The sequence below is a fragment of the Streptomyces sp. NTD91 genome, assembly GCF_059510455.1.
Window position 1 is genome coordinate 52,933 of the sequence record NZ_JCAJZW010000010.1, and the last position, 20,166, is coordinate 73,098.

The 20,166-nt window shown below is 71.4% G+C and carries 12 protein-coding genes; 8 read left to right on the plus strand and 4 right to left on the minus strand.

The features are described 5' to 3' along the window. Positions 1-435: 435 nt before the first annotated feature. The gene (locus tag AC5WRT_RS13890) at positions 436-1,962 is read right to left on the minus strand and encodes a bifunctional aminoglycoside phosphotransferase/ATP-binding protein (protein ID WP_496095321.1); all 1,527 of its coding nucleotides are present in this window, start codon (positions 1,960-1,962) and stop codon (positions 436-438) included. Between the two features lie 49 nt (positions 1,963-2,011). Beyond that, a complete protein-coding gene (locus tag AC5WRT_RS13895; RefSeq protein ID WP_496095282.1) occupies positions 2,012-2,887 on the minus strand; it encodes a universal stress protein in 876 nt (291 codons plus the stop codon). Positions 2,888-3,077: 190 nt separating this feature from the next. Here AC5WRT_RS13895 and AC5WRT_RS13900 point away from each other — a divergent pair, with 190 nt between their 5' ends. The 5 genes from AC5WRT_RS13900 to AC5WRT_RS13920 all read left to right on the plus strand — a co-directional run bounded on the left by AC5WRT_RS13900 (position 3,078) and on the right by AC5WRT_RS13920 (position 10,031). Beyond that, the gene (locus tag AC5WRT_RS13900; protein ID WP_496100255.1) at positions 3,078-3,899 is read left to right on the plus strand and encodes a universal stress protein; all 822 of its coding nucleotides are present in this window, start codon (positions 3,078-3,080) and stop codon (positions 3,897-3,899) included. A 226-nt stretch (positions 3,900-4,125) separates the two neighbouring features. Then, complete coding sequence (locus tag AC5WRT_RS13905; protein WP_496100256.1) at positions 4,126-5,049, plus strand: pyridoxamine 5'-phosphate oxidase family protein; 924 nt, start codon at positions 4,126-4,128, stop codon at positions 5,047-5,049. A 203-nt stretch (positions 5,050-5,252) separates the two neighbouring features. Then, positions 5,253-6,128 carry a universal stress protein gene (locus tag AC5WRT_RS13910; RefSeq protein WP_496095279.1) on the plus strand — a complete coding sequence of 292 codons (876 nt, stop codon included), beginning with the start codon at positions 5,253-5,255 and terminating at the stop codon, positions 6,126-6,128. 16 nt (positions 6,129-6,144) lie between these two features. Beyond that, positions 6,145-8,544: a glycoside hydrolase family 65 protein gene (locus AC5WRT_RS13915; RefSeq protein ID WP_496095278.1), complete on the plus strand. Its 2,400-nt coding sequence runs from the start codon at positions 6,145-6,147 to the stop codon at positions 8,542-8,544. Positions 8,545-9,149: 605 nt separating this feature from the next. Beyond that, on the plus strand, positions 9,150-10,031 hold the full coding sequence (locus tag AC5WRT_RS13920; RefSeq protein ID WP_496095277.1) for a universal stress protein: 882 nt from the start codon (positions 9,150-9,152) through the stop codon (positions 10,029-10,031). Between the two features lie 148 nt (positions 10,032-10,179). On the opposite strand, the gene AC5WRT_RS13925 is transcribed toward AC5WRT_RS13920, so the two are convergent. Further along, complete coding sequence (locus tag AC5WRT_RS13925; protein ID WP_496095276.1) at positions 10,180-10,857, minus strand: helix-turn-helix domain-containing protein; 678 nt, start codon at positions 10,855-10,857, stop codon at positions 10,180-10,182. An 855-nt stretch (positions 10,858-11,712) separates the two neighbouring features. Here AC5WRT_RS13925 and AC5WRT_RS13930 point away from each other — a divergent pair. From AC5WRT_RS13930 to AC5WRT_RS13940, 3 genes are all read left to right on the plus strand, one after another. Then, complete coding sequence (locus tag AC5WRT_RS13930) at positions 11,713-13,218, plus strand: S53 family peptidase (protein WP_496095275.1); 1,506 nt, start codon at positions 11,713-11,715, stop codon at positions 13,216-13,218. A gap of 1,289 nt (positions 13,219-14,507) precedes the next feature. Beyond that, positions 14,508-15,644, plus strand: a complete 1,137-nt coding sequence (locus AC5WRT_RS13935; RefSeq protein WP_496095274.1) for an alkaline phosphatase family protein — start codon at positions 14,508-14,510, stop codon at positions 15,642-15,644. Between the two features lie 912 nt (positions 15,645-16,556). Continuing rightward, positions 16,557-18,302: a TIGR03767 family metallophosphoesterase gene (locus AC5WRT_RS13940; protein WP_496095273.1), complete on the plus strand. Its 1,746-nt coding sequence runs from the start codon at positions 16,557-16,559 to the stop codon at positions 18,300-18,302. Between the two features lie 159 nt (positions 18,303-18,461). Here AC5WRT_RS13940 and AC5WRT_RS13945 read toward each other — a convergent pair whose 3' ends face one another. Further along, positions 18,462-20,135 carry a glycoside hydrolase family 13 protein gene (locus AC5WRT_RS13945; RefSeq protein ID WP_496100257.1) on the minus strand — a complete coding sequence of 558 codons (1,674 nt, stop codon included), beginning with the start codon at positions 20,133-20,135 and terminating at the stop codon, positions 18,462-18,464. Positions 20,136-20,166: the final 31 nt, after the last annotated feature.

Sequence of the window (20,166 nt, forward strand, 5' to 3'; positions counted from 1 at the left end):
TCACCGGATGCCGCGCCGCCCTTCATCACCCACCTCCCGCTCTCGTCCGCCACCGCCCCAGCTTTCCCGCCGCACGATGCTGACGGTCGCTGTGATCCCCTCTGCTCACCCGTTTCGCCCCTCTCGTTCCCCCTCAGCGGATCACGTGGGCCACAGAGGCACACGGCGAGAACGACCAGGGGAGGGAACCGGCCGGGACAAACCGGCTCCGACCGCGGAAACGACGGCTCCTCAGGGTTCGCTGGGTCGGGCTCCGCGCGGTGGCGCGGCTGCCCACCGGCTTCGCCGGCCCCAGGTGTACTCGGCCATGGCTTTGGTGACAGTCGGCTGATCGGGGGCCGGCCTGCGAGCGCGGCGCACGATCGCGTGCGTGTCCACGCCACCCGTTCCCTCGCTGCGGTCGACGTCCCGCCGCGTCGCAGTGCCTCTCCTCGCTCAGTCCGGTTCCATGTACGGGCGGCGGAAGACCGGGGCCTGGTCGGTTCCCCAAGGGCGTACGGCCGCCAGCGCCCGGACGACGGCGGAACGCAACGGGCCGCTGGTGTCGATCGGGACGGCCTCTGGCCACGGCGGCTCCTTCGCCGCCATGGCGGTGGCCACGTCGAGGTCGGCGTCCGACACGCCCGGGGCGCGGGCGCTCAGACGGGCCGCCGACACATCGCCCGGCACGTGGCAGTGCAGGGCCACCACATCTGCGCTGGTCCGTTCGGCCATCCGCACAGCGGCCTCGCGTTGTCCCGCGTCGGACCAGGTGGCGTCCAGGACTACGGATTCGCCGCGGGACAGCAGAGCGGATGCGCGGTCGAGCAGGGTCGCGTAGGTCCGGGCGGTCCACTCGGGTGTGTACAGGCCCTCGCAGTAGCCGGCCGCCGCGGGCTCCTTCGCCGACATCCCCGCGAGTTCCTTGCGGAGGCGGTCACTGCTGAGCATCGTGACGCCCAGGCGGTCGGCGAGTGCTCCGGCGAGGGTGGACTTCCCGGTGCCCGGAAGTCCGCCGACGAGGGTCACGCCGACGGCGGACGCACGCAGGTGCCCCAGTGCCGTGGTCACCAGTCGCCGCGCCGCCGCCTCCCCGCAGGACGCACCCTGGCGGGCCTGGATCAGGGAGACCTTGGCGCGGACGAAGGCACGGTAGGCGACGTAGTGATGCCGGAGAGACGAGGGCGCGCAATCGCCGGAGTACTCGCTGTACCGGGCGAGGAAGTATGCGGCGGCATCGGGGGCTCCCAGTTGCTCCAGGTCCATGGCGAGGAAGGCCGCGTCGTCGAGGCCGTCGACGTACCGCAGGCGGTCGTCGAACTCCAGACAGTCCAGGATGCGGGGACCGTCGTCGAGGCAGAAGATGTCCTCGGCGAGTAGGTCGCCGTGGCCGTCGACGATCCGTCCGTGCCGGATACGGGTGTCGAACAGCGGTTCTCGGCCGGCCAGATAGCGGCGCACGAGGCGCTCGACCTCGTCCATGTCGTCGGGCAGGGGCAGGTCGTCGGCCAGCAGGCGGACCTGGGCGAAGCCGGCTTCCCAGCGCGACGACAGTGCGTCGCGCGTGCCCTGCTGGTCCACCTCCCTGCTTCGGGGCGCGGCGGCGTGATGCGCGGCGAGCTGCCGGGCCACGGCACGGAGGTCGTCGTCGAGGGCGGCCCCTGCGCGGACCAGTCGGGACAGGCGGCGGTCCGCCGGCATGCGGCGCATCACGAGGAGGGGTTCGGGCGCTTTCCGGTCCGGGCTGCGGATCTCTCCCAGGCCGAGGTAGACGTCGGGGGAGAACCGCCGGTTGAGAGCGAGTTCCTGCTCGCACGCGGCCCGTCGGGCCGCCACGGTCGTGTAGTCCAGGAACGTGAGGTCGACCGCCTTCTTGAGCTTGTAGGCGCGGTCTTCGACGAAGAAGACGACCGCGGTGTGGGTCTCGCAGACCTCCGCACGCGGGTGCGGGTGGGCGTCGGGTCCGGCGCCGGTCCGGAGCACGGACGCGTCGCTCCGATGCGGCACCGTCGGCTCCACTGCGCGGGCCGGCTCAGTCATGGGGGACGACGGCGACGGGGCAGTGTGCGTGATGGATGGCGGCCTGGGTCACGGGGCCCAGACGCGGCGCCAGGGCGGGACGGTGCCTGCGCCGGCCGACAACCAGCACTCCTGCGCCCTCGGCGGCCCGTACGACGGTCTGGGCCGGACCTTCGAGGCCGATGCTGTCGGCCACGTCCACGCTCGGGAACTCCTCGCGCCAGGGGCGAAGCACCTCGGTCAGGCGCCGCCGCGCGTGCTGCCTGAGCTCATCGGTCGTCGCCTGGTCCGGGCCCCACGGAGCATGCGCGTGGCCCGGGGCGCTCCGGCCATGGACGGCCCGAAGCGGAGCCCCCCGTGCCGCAGCGGTGGCGAAGGCGAACGCGAGCAGATCGTCACAGGGGCCGTGCAGTTTCAACGCCACGACCACGCGTCCTTCCGAACCTGGTGCCGAAGGTGGCTCTTCCGTGGGCGTTCCGGCACGGACCACGACCACCGGCCGCTCGGCCCGGGCCACGACGGGCATGCTGACATCACCGAGGAAGTAGCTCTCCACGAGTTCCAGCCCTCGCGAGCCGAGCACGAGCATCTCGGACTCCGACGCAGCTCGCAGCAGCGCGTTCTGGGCGTCGTCGGCGACGAGATCACCGATGACGGAAAGGTCCGGGTGGCGCGCTCGGAGCTCCGCCCGGGCGTTGTGCACGATGCGCTTCGCCCAGTGGTTCTGATCGATCTCCGCGGGGATCCGAGTCGGTTCCGGCGCCAGCATGGGCCACGCGTGCAGCAGGCGCAGCGCCAGCTTGCGCCGCTCGGCCTCGTCGGAGGCCCACCGGGCGGCGGCGAGACTCTCGGGTGAACCGTCGAGGCCTACGGTGACGACTGCCTCCATGGCGACTGCCTCCGTCTCGTAAGAAGCTGGAGTGACGGTGAACGGGTCCGCCTGTCCGACAGCGCACCGAGCGAAGAGCACGGCCTCCGTCCTCATTCGAGGAGTACCCCAGACTGCCCTCCGCCGCATGCGGACCCGCGTGGGGCGAGCCTCGGAAGGGGGAGTCGGTGCGCGAGAGGAGACAGGAACCGTGACGATTCCGCTGATGGTCGGCATCGACGGATCCCAGGCGAGTCTGGAGGCGGTGGACTGGGCGGCCGCCGAGGCGGTCCTGCACGGCGTGCCGCTCCACCTCGTGCATGCGGCGGCACCGCACCACGAGGCGCCCGACCTGGTCGCCGTCGCCTTCGAGCGCGCCAGGAAGGGCGCCCCCGCGGTACGGCTGTCGAGTGAGGTGCTGCACGAGGACGCGGCGTCCGCGCTGGTCGGCAAGGGCCGCAACGCCTTCGCCCTGGTGCTCGGTTCCAGGGGACTCGGAGATCTCACGGGGCTCCTCCTGGGCTCGGTCAGCCTGGCCGTGGCCGCACGCGCCGACTGTCCGGTGATCGTGGTGCGCGGCGGGGCGGAGTACCGGGACGCCCGGTTCGGGAGCGTCGTCGTCGGCGTGGAGGACGGCGAGGGAAGCGGCACGGCCGTGCAGTTCGCGTTCCGCGAGGCCCATGTGCGGCGCTGCCGACTGGTGGCGGTACACGCCTGGAGCGCACCGTTCGATGCCCCCTGCGAACCTCCCCCTGCGCCGGGGCACGCCCCCGAGCCCCACCGGCGGCCGCCGGCGCAGGTGCTGGAGGACGCTCTGAGCGGCCCCGCGGATCGGTACCGCGACGCCCGGGTCAGCCGCCGGGTGGTCGAGGGGGCGGCACGGGAGGCGCTGTTGGAGGCCGCGTCACGTGCCGACCTGCTCGTCGTCGGGGCCCGGCGGCGACACGGGCACCTCGGTCTGCAACTGGGGCTGACCAACCACGCCGTGCTGCACCATGCGCCGTGTCCGGTCGCACTCGTTCCACAGATATGAAGGCCCATGGTGGTAGGGGGCCGGACCATGAGTGCACAGGGGGCGCCATGCGCACTGGTTCTCCCGCTTCCCCGGTCGGACCGGCGGCAGCAGGTCACCGGACGGCCCGGGCGGCAACGAGGGCACCTGGGCGTCCCCTTCGGTCAGCGGTGTCCTGTCCGTGCGTCGGAACGTCACACGTGGCACGTTGGATACAGCAACGTTGGTGAGGAGAGGGCGGCAAATCATGCGAGCTCACCTCGGCGATCAACTCGTGATCGAAAGTCCGGCAACCGGCGTCGGCAGGCGCGACGGCGAGATCGTCGGACTGCACCACGACGACGGAACACCCCCCTACGACGTGCTGTGGTCGGACACGCATCAGGTGACGCTCGTGTTCCCCGGTCCCGACGCGCACATCCGTCACCTCGAGCACGGGAGGGGGAGGACCCCCGAGCCGGCCCGGCCGCCGGGCGCTGCTGAGGCGGGCGGCGCATCCGGCGCGCCCCCGCCGGCCGGGGTCCCCAGCCCTGGCGACCTCGGTCGGCGTGTGGCCGCCGAACGCAAGCGGCAGGGCCTCACCCTGAGCGAAACCGCCCGTCGTGCCGGCATGGCGCCCGAATATCTCGCCTACCTCGAAGAGCGTCCGGCCGATCCGAGCCTCGCGACTCTCATCAGGCTGGCGGCGGCACTGGGCACCAGCGCCGCCGCCCTGCGCGGGAGTGGGGTCGATATGCCACCCGGCCAGGGCCGGGCGCTCCTGCATCCGCGGCTGCGGGACCTCAGCCCCGCGGAATGCCGTGCCCGGCTTTCCACACACGGGGTGGGACGTATCGCGGTATCGACGCCCGAGGGCCCGGCGGTCGTCCCGGTCAACTATGAGGTCGTCGGCGACGGGATCGCCTTTCGGACCACGCCGGACGCGGTACCCGCGGCAGCCGTGGGAACGGACGTCGCCTTCGAGGTCGACCACGTGGATGATGCGATGAGCCTGGGCTGGAGTGTGCTCGTCGTCGGTCCCGCCCGGGTCGTCACGGATCCCGAGGCCGTACGTCGGCTGGTCGAAGGTGCCCACACCGAGCCATGGGCGGGCGGTGAACGCGAGATGTGGGTGCGCATCCAGCCCACGCGGCTCACAGGCCGCCACATCTCTCCGGCCGGGAGCGAGTGACGGCCCCGGCCACGACGCCGGTGCCTGCCCCGTCCACTCCGGGTCCCCCGGTCCGGCCGGGGTGCCTGACACACCGTAAGCGCGCGGCGCGCCTCGAAGGCCCGGCCCGAGAGCCGGCGCCGTGTGTCGCGGCGAGCCTTGAGCGGTGCGACGGTATTCACGCAGGGACCTCTCGGTGACCGCACAGGAAGGCGATGGGACCGATGGTATTTCCGCTGGTCGTGGGCGTCGACGGATCCGATTCCAGCCTGCAGGCCGTGGACTGGGCGGTGGACGAGGCGGCACGCCGGGCGCTGTCGCTCCGTCTGATCCACGCCTCCCTGTGGGAGCGCTACGAGGGAGGCACGCCGTCCCTCGGCACCGAGCGACCCGCGGAAGAGATCATGGCGCAGCACATCATCGCCTCCGGCGTGGAACGCGCGCGGCGTCGCAATCCCGCGGTGAAGGCCTCGGGCGAGGTGCTGCCCGAGGACGCCGACTCCGCGTTGCTGCGGGCCGGGCACGCGTCGTGGGCCCTGGTCACGGGCTCCCGTGGGCGGGGTGAGCTCGCCGGGCAGCTGCTGGGGTCGGTCAGCCTTGCGGTGGCGGCCCGCGCCGTGTGCCCGGTCGTCGTGGTCCGTGGCTCGGAGAAGAACCGGCAGGGAGCCTTCGGGCAGGTGGTGGTCGGGATCGGCAACTCGACCGGGGGCTCAGCCGCCGCACGGTTCGCGATCGGCGAGGCCGAGGCACGGGGCTGTGCCCTGAAGGCCGTGCGCGCCTGGCGCAGACCGGCTCACGGGCATCTGGAGGACCAGCCTCTGGTCAAGGTCGCCACCCAGGTGCACGAGGAACAGGCCTCGGCCTCCATCGACGACGCGCTGCGCGAGGCCGTGCAGGACCACCCCGGTGTCGAGACGCTCCGCCGACCGGTCGAGGGGCCGGCCCATCGCGTCCTGCTGGAGGCCTCGGCCGACGCCGACCTGATCGTCGTCGGCGCGCTGCGGCGGCAGGGCCACTTCGGTCTGCAGCTCGGCAGAGTCGCCCACGCCCTGCTCCACCACTCCCGGTGCCCGGTGGCCGTCATCCCCCAGCGTGTCTGAGCCCGGGTGGCTTCCGATGTCGGAGTGGACATGGGAATGGGAGGGCTACGACCCCGCAGCCGAGCGGTTGCGTGAGGCGTTGTGCACGCTCGGCAACGGCTATTTCGCCACCCGTGGCGCGGTGCCCGAGAGCAGGGCAGGTCTGGTGCACTGCCCGGGGACCTACGTGGCCGGCTGCTACAACCGTCTGGAGTCGACCGTGGCGGGGCGGCAGGTGGTGAACGAGGACCTGGTCAACCTTCCGAACTGGCTGCTCCTGCGCTTCCGTTGCCGTCGCGTCCAGGGAGCGTGGGGCCAGTGGTTCTCCCCGTCCGTCTGCTCTTTCCTGGACCACCGGCACACCCTGGATCTGCGCCGCGGCACACTGACCCGCACGTTTCGTTTTCGGGATGAGGCCGCAGGCGTACTGGGTGTGGAGCAGACCCGCCTGGTGCACATGGGAGATCCTCACCTGGCGGCGTTGCGGACCGTCTTCACGGCGGAGGACTGGTCGGGAGAGATCGAGGTCGAGGCCGCCCTCGACGGCGGCGTGGCCAACAGCAACGTACGCCGTTACCGGTCTCTCAACCGCAGGCATCTGGCCCGTGTACGGACCGGAACGCAGGAGCCCGACACGGTGTGGCTGCACTGCCGCACCAGCACCTCCGACATCGCCGTCGCCATGGCGGCCCGGACAGTCGTCACCGGACGAACGGCGGTCCCCTCGGCGGTGCGCTCCACCCCGCACCGCGCCCTGCACCGCATGGTGATCCCGGTCGATCCGGGCCGGCCCGTCGGCGTGGAGAAGACGTTGGCGCTGCACACCTCACGCGACAGGGCGATCAGCGAGCCGCTCGGAGCCGCGGTCGACCATGTGTCCGCGGCCTCGGACTTCCCACCCCTGCTGCAGTCCCACGCCGCCGCGTGGGAGCAGCTGTGGCGGCGCACCGACCTCCAGGTGCCCGGCCAGGCCGGTCGAATCCTGCGCCTGCATCTGTTCCACGTCCTGCAGACCCTGTCACCGCACACGGCGGACCTCGACGTGGGTGTGCCGGCCCGGGGCTTGCACGGCGAGGCATACAGGGGCCACGTCTTCTGGGACGAGCTGTTCGTGCTGCCGTATCTGAACCTGCACCTGCCCGAGGTGTCGCGGGCCCTGCTGAACTACCGTCACCGGCGCCTGCCCCAGGCGTGCAGGGCGGCCGCAGGTGTCGGCAGGACGGGGGCGATGTACCCGTGGCAGAGCGGCAGCGACGGCCGCGAGGAGAGTCAGGAACTGCATCTCAACCCCCGCTCGGGCCGCTGGCTGCCGGATCACTCCCGGCTCCAGCACCATGTCGGTTCGGCGATCGCGTACAACGTGTGGCAGTACTGCGAGGCCACCGGCGACACCGAGTTCCTGCACACCAAGGGCGTGGAGATGCTGCTGCAGATCGCCCGCTTCTGGGCGGACATCGCTGTCCTCGACCCCGGCTCGGGCCGGTACCGCATCCGCGGCGTCGTGGGCCCCGACGAGTACCACGACAGCTACCCGGGCAGCGCACAGCCCGGACTGGACGACAACACGTACACCAATGTCACCGCCGCCTGGGTCCTCAGCCGCGCCCTGGACGTCGTGCGGCGCCTTCCCACATGGCGCCGTGAGGAACTCTTCGAGCGCGTGCGGTTGGACGCCGAGGAACTCCCGAAGTGGGAGGAGGTCTCCCGGCGGTTGCGGGTGCCGTACCACGAGGGCGTCATCAGCCAGTTCGAGGGCTACGACAGTCTTGCCGAGCTGGACTGGGACGCCTACCGCGCGCGGTACGGCAACATCCGGCGCCTGGACCGGATCCTGGAGTCCGAGGGCGACACGGTCAACCGCTACAGGGCCTCCAAGCAGGCCGACGTCCTCATGCTCGGCTACCTCTTCTCCCCCGCTGAACTGCGCGACCTGTTCCAGCGCCTGGGCTACCGCCTGGACGACGAGATCTGGCACAGGACCGTCGACTACTACCTGCAGCGCACCAGCCACGGCTCCACCCTCAGCGGACTCGTCCACGGCTGGGTCCTCGCCCGGGTCAGACGGGCCGACGCATGGCGCTACGTCCAGGAGGCCCTGGAAGCGGACATCGCCGATATCCAGGGCGGCACGACCGGCGAAGGCATCCACCTAGGAGCCATGGCCGGCACCCTCGACCTCGTCCAGCGCGGCCTGACGGGGCTGGAAACCCGTGAGGACGCCCTGTGGCTGGACCCGGTACCCCTTCCGGCACTGTCCGAATACGGGTTCTGGCTGCGCTACCGCGGCCACTGGGGCGTCGGCGTACGGCTGCAGAGCGGGCAGCTGCGGATCGGCGTGCCCGACTCGGAGGAGTCACCGATCCGCGTGGTGCTGGCCGACCGAGCCGTCACCGTCGCACCGGGAGAAACCTGCACGCTCGTGTTGCCGACAAGGTGATCACGGCGGAGGGGCCGGGCCGGCTCCGAACGAGGCAATGCCCGTCGGGACCGTTCGCCCCTCCCCACCGGGAGCGGCCGGGTCGAGGCCGGTGGACGGGCTCCGGTGCCGATGGAAGCGACAAGCGGCCGCTGACATCGTCCTTCGCCCCCCACGGGCAGCACCCCGCTCGCCGAGCACCTGTGGCCGCTCGTCTCCCGTGGCCTGCGCACCCGCCGGCCGGACGCACGGGCCACGGCTGAAGTGGCGGCCCCCGGCTGTCCCGGACATGGTGGAGGTAGGGAACACATACGATCAGGCAGGGATGCGTGATGAACGACGTCCCCGGTGAACCGGCCGCCGTCCGCCCTGCGGAGTGCAGGATGCTGACGGCCCCCGTTGCCAAGACGCGGGCCGCGAGGGCCCGTATCGATCACGGCCCGGTCCTCCGCCGCATCGACAGCGAGCGGCCGCCGCATGAGGCGCGGCGCGGCCGTGCCTGTCCGCGCCACCGCTCACCCTGTGGCGCGGCATTCCGGACGGCGCTGCGGGCCTCGACGGGCGAACCGTCCATGCGGTGTGCCGCTTCGTCGTTCCAGTGACAGGACCACCTGGGGAGGTACGTGATGTCCAGTCCACCTCATGCCCGGCCGATCGTCGTGGGCGTCGATCCCGATCCCTCGCACCGGTCGGCGCTGGCCTGGGCCACGGACGAGGCGGACCGGCGCAGGCTGCCGCTGCGCCTGGTGCATGCGCGCGAGGAACCGCCCTCCCAGTACCGGACGGCGGAACTGACATCGGCCTGGGGCACCTGGGACGAGGCACTTCGCACCCTGGGCACGCGCGCCCTCGAGCAGGCGGAGGCGTTCGTCAAGGAGCGACGGCCCCAGGTGGAGGTGTCGGCGCTGCTCGTGGAGGGCCAGGCGGCCTCGGTCCTGCGTGGGCAGGCACAGGAAGCGGCGGCGGTCGTGCTCGGCTCCCGGCACCTGACAGCCATGCAGGAGCTTGCCCGGTCCCTCGCGGTTGCGGTGCCCGTTGTCGCCCACGCCCCCTGCCCCGTGATCGTCGTGCGCGAGGCCGAACACGGCATGCAGCAGCCCCCGTTCCTCGTGGTGGGCGTGGACGGCAGCCCTGACGCGAAGACGGCTGTCGACTACGCGTTCGAGGAGGCGGCCCTGCGCGGCGCGGCGCTACGGGCCCTGTACGTGTGGCACCCGCCGCTTCTCGGTGTCCTGGACGAGCAGGCCGCGCAGCAGGAATGCCGCAGGCTGCTGTCGGAGACGGTGGCCGGCCGCGCCGCCGACTACCCGGATGTGGAGCTTCACCATGAGCTTGTGTGCGGCCATCCCGTGAAGGTGCTGACCGAAGCGTCCGCACACGCGCTGGGCCTTGTGGTGGGAACCCGGGGACTGGGTGGCTTCACGGGGCTGCTGCTCGGTTCCGTCAGCCAGGGTGTGCTGCATCACGCCCTGTGCCCGGTCATGGTCGTTCCGCATCCGAGACTCTGAGAAGGGCGACGGAGGCCGTCACCGGGAGCGTACGGCCTGAGCGGCCGACGCGCAGGAGTCGGCGCGCCGCTCGTGCATCGGCTCGCTGGGCCGCCCGGCCCCGGGCGCGTGGGCGCCGGTACAGCGGCTGCGAGGTCTGCGGGCGCTGTCACCACGTCTCGATACGGCGGCCCGTGACGACGGCGGGCTCGATGCGGATCCAGAGGTCACGCACCCCTCCGACCCACGGCTCGCTACGGGCACGCTCGGTGAGACGGCGTACGGCGTCGGGGTCCGTGACCGCCTCGGCACGGCCGCGTACCAAGATGCTCCACCCCTGGCTCAACGCGTCGTCCACGCGGTCGACTTCGAAGGCCACCTCTTGGCCGAGCCCCTGCGCGGGCACGGAGTCCTGCCGGGTCCGGAACGCGATGGCGTCGTCGACGACGGAGTAGTTGACGGGGACGACAACGGGTGCAGCGCCGGTCGGAATCGCCAGTCGGCCCACACCGTGGGTGGAGAGCAGCCTGCGGCACTCCTGTTCGCTCAGTTCGGTGAGGCGGGGAGTCCGGGCGGCGCGTCCGACACCGGGTGGCAGGTCGACGTTTCCGCCGCTGAGTTCCGTCGGAGTGGTCCGCAGGGCTCCGGCCAACCGCAGCAGGGTGCCCGCCTTCGGTTCCGCCGTGCTGTGTTCTTCGAGGTGGGCGAGACAGCTCGGAGCCATGCCCGCGCGGAACGCGACTTGCTCCCGGGTGAGCCCCAGTTCCGTGCGCCGCCGCTCGAGGCGGCGTCCCAGATCGCCCTGCGGAGGTTGGTCCGCGCCGTACGACGGTGTCTGCTCGGCCATGATCCGTCACTCCTCGTCGGGGCATTCCCACCGCGACGGCCGGCCGCCGCAGCGGTGGCGAGCGGAGGTCCCCCCTCGCACAAGGACCCGCGACGGTCCGGCGCCGTACCCGTCGCCGGGCGCCAGGGCAGGATCTCCGCCAGTGCACCGTATTTCCAGCATGGACGGACTCGCGGGGCTCCGCTTGGGCCACACGGCCCTCACCGCCGGGGGCACAGGACCGCGGTGACGTCCCTCGTCGACGACGGCTTCCGGAGGTCGTTCGACCCCTGGTCCGTCCAGACGCTCCGGCGACGAGTTCCGGTGCCACGTCCTTCTGGCCTCGTTCGAGGTGGGGCGGTTGTCCGGACCAGCCGAGGAGCCACGAGGACGTCCGTGCGGGTCGTGCGTCGAGGGAGGCACGACGACCGCGCCACGGCCGCCGCCCACGCCGGCACACGGGCGGCGGCCGTCCTCGGAGGCGAAGGGATCAGCCGGAAGGACGCCTCCACCATCGCGGTGGCGTCCCTGCGGTGGGGCGGCCGGCCCGGCGCGTGGAGAGCGTCGTCGATGTGGTCAGCCGGCTCCGGTGCGACATCGACGACCGTTCCAACGGCTCCCCCGGGCCGCCACAGGTGGCGGGACACGCTCACGCCGGACGCCGGCAGCCACGTCGCGGCGAACGCAACGGACCCGCACACTGCGCCACCGCTCGGCTGACCCGGCAGCACCTTTCTTTGGTCATTGTTGACAGGACAAGTCTATCGGCCCGACGACCGCGAGAGTAACCTCGCCCCGTCCGCAACCCCTGTGCCATCACCCCCCACCTGAGGGGCGGACACGCAAGTCCCCTTTCGATCTCAAGAGAGGACTCTGATGGCACGCACCATCAGACGGTGGCTGCTCGCGGGGTTGGGCACCCTCAGCCTCGCAGCGGCGGGCACCGTGCCCGCGACAAGCGCCGCCCACCAGGCAACCTATCCGCGAGTACGGCCGACTGTCGCCGAGTACACCCAGTTGACGACGAGCCAGTCTCCACCGACGCAAGCGCAGTGCGCGTCAGTGGGTCGCCGCTGCTTCACCCCCCAGGCCGTCCAGGCGGCCTACAACGTAGGCCCGCTGCACTCAGCCGGAAACGATGGCCGCGGTCAGACGATCGCGATCGTCGACTCCTACGGCAGCGACACCATGGCCCACGACCTGCACGTCTTCGACCAGGCATTCGGCATCGCATCCATGTGCGGGGAAGAGGGCGTCACCTGTGCGCCCGGCATGCCGACCTTCAGCGAGCTTCATCTGCAGGGCTCGCCCGCCACCAAGGCGCCGCCGTCCACGAGCCGTTCCCCCGGGCAGGAGGACAAGAGCGCGTGGGCGCTGGAGGTGGCTCTCGATGTCGAGACCGCCCACGCCATGGCACCCGGCGCCGACATCCTGCTGGTCACAACCCCCACCGCCGAAACCCTCGGGGTGCAGGGATTCCCCCAGATGATGGCCGCGGAGCAGTACGTCGTCGAGCACCACCTGGCGACCGTCATCTCCCAGTCGTTCGCCTCCGCGGAGGGCGCGTTCGGCAGCGTCCAGTCACTGGAGAACCTGAGGTACGCCTACAAGTCGGCGGCACAGAACGGCGTCACCGTTCTCGGCTCCTCGGGTGACGACGGAAGCGCCGGTTCGGCCAAGACGCCTGTGGGCCAGGGCGGGTCGACGCTCGCCGGTCCCGCCGTCGAGTGGCCCGCGTCCGACCCGCTGGTCACCGGAGTCGGCGGCACGGACCTGTGCACCGACCCCGGGGCCGCCGGCGGCAGGGTCGTCGACAGCGTCTCCCCGCCGGGCGCCTGCCAGAAGGCTCCCGGCCAGTCGGAGATCGCCTGGGTCGGCTCCGGCGGCGGCTACAGCAGCGTCTTCGCCAAGCCGGACTACCAGTCGGGCGTGCTGCCGGCCGGCAGCACCTCCATCGGCGCGATGCGCGGCGTTCCGGACGTCTCCCTGCAGGCGAGCCCGTCCACGGGAGCGCTGGTGTACGTGTCTCTCCCGCCCGACGGACAGAGCGGGCTGAAGTGCGGCAGCACACCGTGCAGCACAGGCTGGTACGACATCGGCGGCACGTCGTTGGCGTGTCCCGAATGGGCGGGCCTGGTCTCCCTCGCCGACCAGCTCAACGGCGGTGGACTCGGACCGATCAATCCGGCCCTGTACAAGCTCGCGTCGGACCCGGCCACCTACGCGGCTGACTTCAACGACGTGACCGTGGGCAACAACACCGCCGAGCCCTCGGTCCCGGGCTACTCGGCCACCACGGGTTGGGACCCCGTCACCGGACTGGGCACGCCGAACGCGGCGAAGCTGCTGCCCGACCTCGTCAGCGCCGTGCACAGCGGCTGACCCTCCGGAGCAGCAACCGGGCATCCCGGCGCCGACCGGCGCGGGGATGCCCGGCAGTCGTTGCGGGCGACTTCTTCCCGACCAAGCAGATAGGGGGTGGTCGTCCCTCGAGGGGCCGTGGCCTTCTTCGTGGGCGGTGAGAGCGCGTGCCGGCTCGGTGGGCCTGCGTAGGGTTCCCCGCCATGACGGAACGAGGGTCCGTCGTCCGGCGACCTGCCCCGCTCGAGACCGTGCGGCTCGTGCTCCGCGACCCCGGGTCCCCGGACCGTGCGGCGTTCGTCGAGCTGCTCATTCGCCGGAGGCGGGCGGCGTCGGCCCCGTCGGCAGGAGCCCTGCCCAGCCGCTCGGAGGAGGGCCGGGCAGTCAGGGCCTGGCTGACGATCCGTCTGCCGCGCGACGCCATCGCACCTGACGCCGCGCGGCCGCCCTTCGGGCAACGACGCGAATTGTCGGACAGGCCCTGACCCGCGGGAATGATTCCCAGGCGCCGCGGGGTGAACCACGCGCCCGCGACCGCGCGTCTGCGGTTGCCGCCGGCGCCCGGCCGTTAGCGTCGGCTCCTGTGCCGCCGAGCCATGCATGCGTGAACCCCATACCCGGAGAAGACCTGTCACCCCTGCCGGTGGACAGCGACCCCGCTTCTCGCGCACCGCGTGGGCGCCAAGTGCCGGGCGGTTTGCCGTTCCCTGTGCTCGCCCCTCCCGTGGGCGACGTACACCGGCGGGTGAGCGAGTTCCTCGAGAACGGGCCGGCCGTGGTGTTCGACGCCGCGCAGCTGGAGGACCACACCCACGTCGCCCGGGGCGTCATGCGGCACACGAGCGAGTGGATCGTGCCCGTCGCCCGGCCCCGATCGAGCCGGTCGGCTTGGGATGGACGACATGCCGTCCCCGCGCTCCCGGCCGGCCCGCGCCGCCGTCCTGCCGAACCGGTCGTGCGGCGGCCTCGTGGACACTTGCCGGACCGCCCCGCAGCACCGACCGCCTTTGCCCATGCACTCACCGACGGGGCCCGACAGCCGCTCCGGGCCCTCGTGCGCGCCGGCGAGGCAGTCCCACGGCCACTGAGCCAGGACGGGTAAGTCCCGTGGACGCCGGGCGTGTCGTATCCGTTCGCAGAACGCGAGCCGCTTGTTACGCACGGGTAAGGCCTTGCGGTCTTTCCGACGGTGAGGGAGCCTCAGGCGCACCGTGTCCCGTTTCACGCAATGAGTTGTAAATAACGCAACATGAGCAGAGTTCGGTCGAGGCGGTGCGCCCTCAGTCCGGGAGAGAGAAGGAGACTTGCCGATGTTGAAGGCGAAACGCCTTGTCGGGGCGGTTTGCGCGGCACTGCTGGCAGGCACGGCGTCCGGAGTGGCCGGCGCCGCTCCTCGCCCGCACGGTCACGGCAGGGGCCGCCTCGACCACATCTTCGTGATCATGCTGGAAAACCACTCGAAGGACGGCGTCATCGGTGATCCGGGCGCCCCCCGTATCACCCGGCTCGCCCGCACCTACGGGATGGCCGACCACTACTTCGGGGTCACCCACCCGAGCATGCCCAACTACCTCGCGGCGACGGCCGGTGACACCTTCGGCATCCAGGACGACGAGGACGAGAACGTCACTCGCCTCACCGCCCGCAACGTTGTGGACCAGCTCGAGGAACACGGCAGGACCTGGGCGGCGTACATGGAGGACCTGCCGACGGACAAGCAGGCCCGCTTCGGTCCCGTGGTGAACGGCAGCCAGGTCCATCTGTACGCGCGCAAGCACAACCCCTTCGTGCTCTTCGACGACATCGCCGACGACCCGGCCCGGATGGCAGCGGTGAAGCCGTACAGCGCGTTCGCCACAGATCTGGCGAGCGGTGACGTCCCGGACTTCGCATGGCTCACGCCGAACCAGTGCAACGACATGCACGGCGGAGTGGACGTCGCGGTACCCGGCCATCCCGAGACGCCCTGCCCGTACGCCGGGTCCCCGGGCGACGCGAACGACCAGACCCTCAAGTCGAAGTCCGACATCTGGGTCCAGCACGCCGTCGATACGATCACGCATTCCGCGGCCTGGAAGGAGAACAGTGCGATCTTCGTCGTCGCCGACGAGAACGACTGGATCGGCGGCGCGGACAACGGCGGATACGAAAGCGCCGACGGCTGCTGCGACTCACCGTACGTGCCGCTGCACGACGTCCGCCTCAACCCGGACTACCCCGCCTCCACCACCCCGTCGAACTGGCCCGGTGGTATCTACGGCGGCGGTCTGAGCCCGGCCGTGGTGATCACCAGCCGCGGCCCGCGCGGTGCCGTGAGCCACACGCCGTACAACCACTACTCCCTGCTGCGCACCGTCCAGGACAACTGGCGCCTCGGCCACCTGCGGTACTCCGGTGACACCGAGGGCGGTGTCCTGCCGATGACGGACCTGCTGACCAGGCGTTAGCTCATGGCGGTCTTGTCCTCGCTCGTCACTCGCGCCGCTGCGACACGTGGTTCCGGCGGCCCGTGACACGGCCGCCCTCCCCGCTCGGGCCCGGCAACCGAGCGTGCGCGCAGGGCCGTTCAGCACGGGTTCCCTGGCCGCAGTCCCCGCCGTCCCGGCGAGCCCGCTCCGGCGGGAAGGCATCGGCGCGGTGGCTGTGCGACGGCTCACGGGTTGGTCCTCGCCTCCGTCCAAAGCCGCCTCGCTCTCCCGGCCCGCCACGCACGAACGTGCCGCGCAGGGCGGCACGCGGCACGTTCCTCATCGCACGCGCTCGCCGGGCGCCCACTCGCCACGGAGCCCGGCGAGGAAGACCTCGTGCGGCCGGGGCCAGACCCCGGCCGCACTCCACTCCGCCACACGATCCCGGTGTGCAGAACCGACAAGACCCCCCGTGCTCGAGCCGGCAGCCCATGGGGAAGCCCCGAACGCGCCGTCGCGCCGCGAGGTGCGCAATGTCGGCCGCCGCCGACGACGGCGGCGTCCGTGGCGACGGAGAACGCGCCGCCGACCACTGGCGTCGCACCAGCGAGCTCCAACTCGTACCCCAGCCTCTTCTTCGCCCGCTGGACGGCGTCCGCGTGCACGTCCAACGCCTCGGCCGTCGCACGGGCGGCATCGGCCAGGTCCCTCAGCCGGCCGCGCCCGTCACCGACACGAACCGGAAGAGGCGGTGGTCGTACTCGCCGAGCCACGACGCGGGGAGAGGACCTTCGTCCGAGTTCCCCGTCGGCCGATGCAACTCGTCCCCCCTGTTTCCGCCAAGTTTGCATCTGCCTCTGGACACCTGTCTACCCGTCAGTAAGGTTGCCCCGGCGGACGCGCCCGGTCCTCGGACGTGACACTCGATCTCCGCCACGGACAGGGGGATTCATGAGCCAGATGAGCCGTCGCCGGTTCGTGTCGAGAGCATCCGCGGCAGCCGCGGGAGCCGCCCTGTGGCCACTGCTGGCACCGAGCAGCGCACGTGCCCAGGACCGGACCCTGGCCGCCACGGCAGTGCGCGCGGTGCGGATCGAGGGGACCACGCTGGAACAGGTGGCCACGCCGTCCGGCGGCGGAACGTACAAGCGGCTGACAGCGGGGCCCGGCTGGCCGCTCATGGTGCGCGCCGAATTGGCCGGTGCCGCGTCCGGGCGGGACGACCGGCGGACCGGGCTCGCCTCCTTTGTGCAGTTCACCGACCTGCATCTGACCGACACCGAGTCGCCGGTGCGGTTCGAGTACCTGGCGCGGTTGAACGACAGCGCGCACCGGCCGCAGGAGGCGCTGACCGTGCGCGGCGCCTCGTCACTCGTCGAACGAGTCAACGCGGTGCGCCAAGGGCCTTACACCGGGCTGCCGTTCAGCCTTGTCATGGCCACCGGTGACAACACCGACAACCACGAACGAATCGAGCTCGACTGGTACCTGACGGTCATGAGCGGCGGCCGGATCACCCCGAACAGCGGAAACGTCTCCCGCTACGAAGGCGTGCAGAACTCCGGCAGCGCTCAGTACTGGAACCCCGAGTCGTCCCTCCAGGACGCCTACAAGGCCAAGGGCCTGCCGGAGATCCCCGGTTTCCTGAGCAGCGCCGTCCGCCCCTTCGACGCCCCGGGTCTGAGCCTGCCGTGGTACACGACGGTCGGCAACCACGACGACAGCATCGAGGGCAGCCTGCCCGACCTCGGCCTGCTGAACGACCTCTACACCGGATCCCGCAAGCTGGAGGGCTGCGACGACGCCACCGCGATCCAGCTGGCGGACGCCGTACTGCACGACCCGGCGGAGGCCGTGCTGCTGCTGAGCAAGCTGCTGACCAGGGGTGACGCGATCCGCACGGTCACCCCTGACGAGCGGCGCCACCCGTTCACGCCCACCGAGTTCGCCAAGGCGCACCTGAACCCCGCCTACACCGGAGTCGGCCCCGTCGGCCACGGGTTCACCGACGACTCGGTCAGCAGCGGACACCTCTACTACACCTTCGACCTCGCCGACGGCGTCCTCGGCATCAGCCTCGACACCACCAACCGGGCCGGATTCGCGGACGGTTCGCTCGGCACCGCGCAGCTGAACTGGCTGGAGTCGGTCCTCAAGGCGCACAGCGGGCATTGGTACGACACCGACGGCAACGTGGTCCGGGGCGGATCCGGCAGCCGCCTCGCCGTCGTCTTCAGCCACCACACCAGCGGCACGATGGGCAACCTGCTGCCCGACCCGTACCATCCCTTCGAAGCCCGCCACAGCGGCGACGAACTGGTCGCCCTGCTCCAGCGCTTCCCGAACGTCGTGGCCTGGGTGAACGGGCACACCCACACCAACCAGATCATCCCGCACGGCCACACCGTCCCCGAGCGCGCCTTCTGGGAGATCAACACGGCCTCCCACGTCGACTACCCGCACCACGCCCGGATCATCGAGATCGCCGACAACCAGGACGGCACACTGTCGCTGTTCACCACGCTCATCGAGTCCGCCGCCCCCTACCGGACCGACTTCACCGACACCTCCGATCCCGGCCTCGCCGCGCTGTACCGGGAACTCGCCTTCAACGACCCCTACGCCTCCCCCGGCACCCGCATCGGCACCGCCGCGGACCACAACACCGAACTGCTCCTGACGAAGCCCGCGACGTAGGCGCAACGGCAGACCGGTCGCCGTGCCCCGCCGCGCGAGCCGGCGTGCGGCGGAGCACGGCGAGGCAACCGAGGGACCGATCCTGGCCACTGACTTGCCCCGCGGCTCATGCTCCAGCCGCCGAGCACTGCGGTCCCTCGTCCACAGCGTGCGGTGGCGCTACACGGAGAGCCAGACCGCCCCGTCAGGTGCCAGCAGTCCGCCCTCCACGGCGCCGCTGGCCAGCAGGATCGAAGTGTGGTCGCCGAGCGGGTACGCCTCGGCCGAGAGGTTGACGACGCATACGAGGCCCGGGTCCCGGCGGAAGGCCAGGACGCCCTTGGGGGCGTCGAGCCAGGTGAGGGTGCCGTCGCCGAGCGCGGGGTGCTCCCGGCGGAGCCGCACGGCGCCGCGGTAGAGCTCGAGCATCGACGTCTCGTCCCCGGTTTGCGCTTCCACGGTGTACTCACCCCAGTTCGCCGGCTGCGGCAGCCAGGGCGCCGCGGGTGTGTCCTCGGGGCTGAAGCCGTACGGTGACGTCTGCCCGGACCAGGGGACGGGCACCCGGCAGCCGTCTCGGCCACGGTCGGTGTGTCCGGACCGCTCCCAGATGGGGTCCTGGAGCACGGACTCGGGCAGGTCTTCGACCTCGGGGAGGCCGAGTTCCTCACCCTGGTAGATGTAGGCGCCGCCGGGCAGGGCCAACATCAGCAGGGCTGCGGCGCGGGCGCGCCGGGTGCCCAGTTCCAGATCCAGGGGACCTTCGGGCCGGTAGGGCTCGTTGGCCACCCACCGCTTGACCGTCGTACGGCCGTAGCGGCTGGTGTGGCGCATGACGTCGTGGTTGGAGAGCACCCAGGTGGCCGGTGCGCCCACCGCGCCGAGCATGCCGAGGGAGTCGTCGATGACCGCGCGCAGGTCCTTGGCGTTCCAACTCGACATCAGGAAGTCGAAGTTGAAGGCGGTGTGCAGACCGTCCGGGCGGACGTAGGCGGCAAGCCGTTCAGGGGTGTCGGCCCACGCCTCGGCGACGAAACAGCGGTCGCCGGGGAACTCGTCGGCCACCTTGCGCCAGGCACGGTAGATCTCGTGGACCTCGTCGCGGTCCCAGTGAGGGTGGTCGACGTGCTGCTGGGGCCGCTCCTGCGAGGGGTCGGTGGAGACGAGGGGACCCGGCCCGGCCGACTCCTTGCGGAGAGGCAGGTCGGGCAGTTCGGGGTGCTTGACGAGGCCGTGGGCGACATCGATGCGGAAGCCGTCGACACCCCGGCTGAACCAGAAGCGCAGGATGGACTCGAACTCGGCCCGCACCTCGGGGTGCTCCCAGTTGAGGTCGGGCTGCTCGGGGGCGAACAGGTGCAGGTACCAGTCCCCGTCGGTCAGCCGGGTCCAGGCCGGGCCGCCGAAGCAGGAGACCCAGTCGTTGGGTGGCTCGACGCCGTCACGTCCGCGGCCGGGCCGGAAGACGTAGCGTTCGCGCTCCGGGCTGCCGGGGCCGGCCGCCAGGGCGGCCTGGAACCAGGCGTGCTGGTCGGAAGTGTGGTTGGGCACGATGTCGGGGATGACTCGGATCCCGTGCCGGTGTGCCTCGGCGATGAGTTCCTCGGCCTCGGCCAACGTGCCGAACAGCGGGTCGATCGCGCGGTAGTCGGCCACGTCGTAACCGTGGTCCGCCATCGGCGACTTGTACCACGGGTTGATCCAGATGGCATCGACGCCGAGCGACTTCAGGTACGGAAGGCGGGAGCGGATGCCGGCGATGTCGCCGACGCCGTCGCCGTTGCCGTCGGCGAAACTGCGGATGTAGACCTGGTAGATGACGGCGTCGCGCCACCACGGTGCGGTACCGGACATACTGCTGCGTTGCTCCTTCGAGAATGAGGAC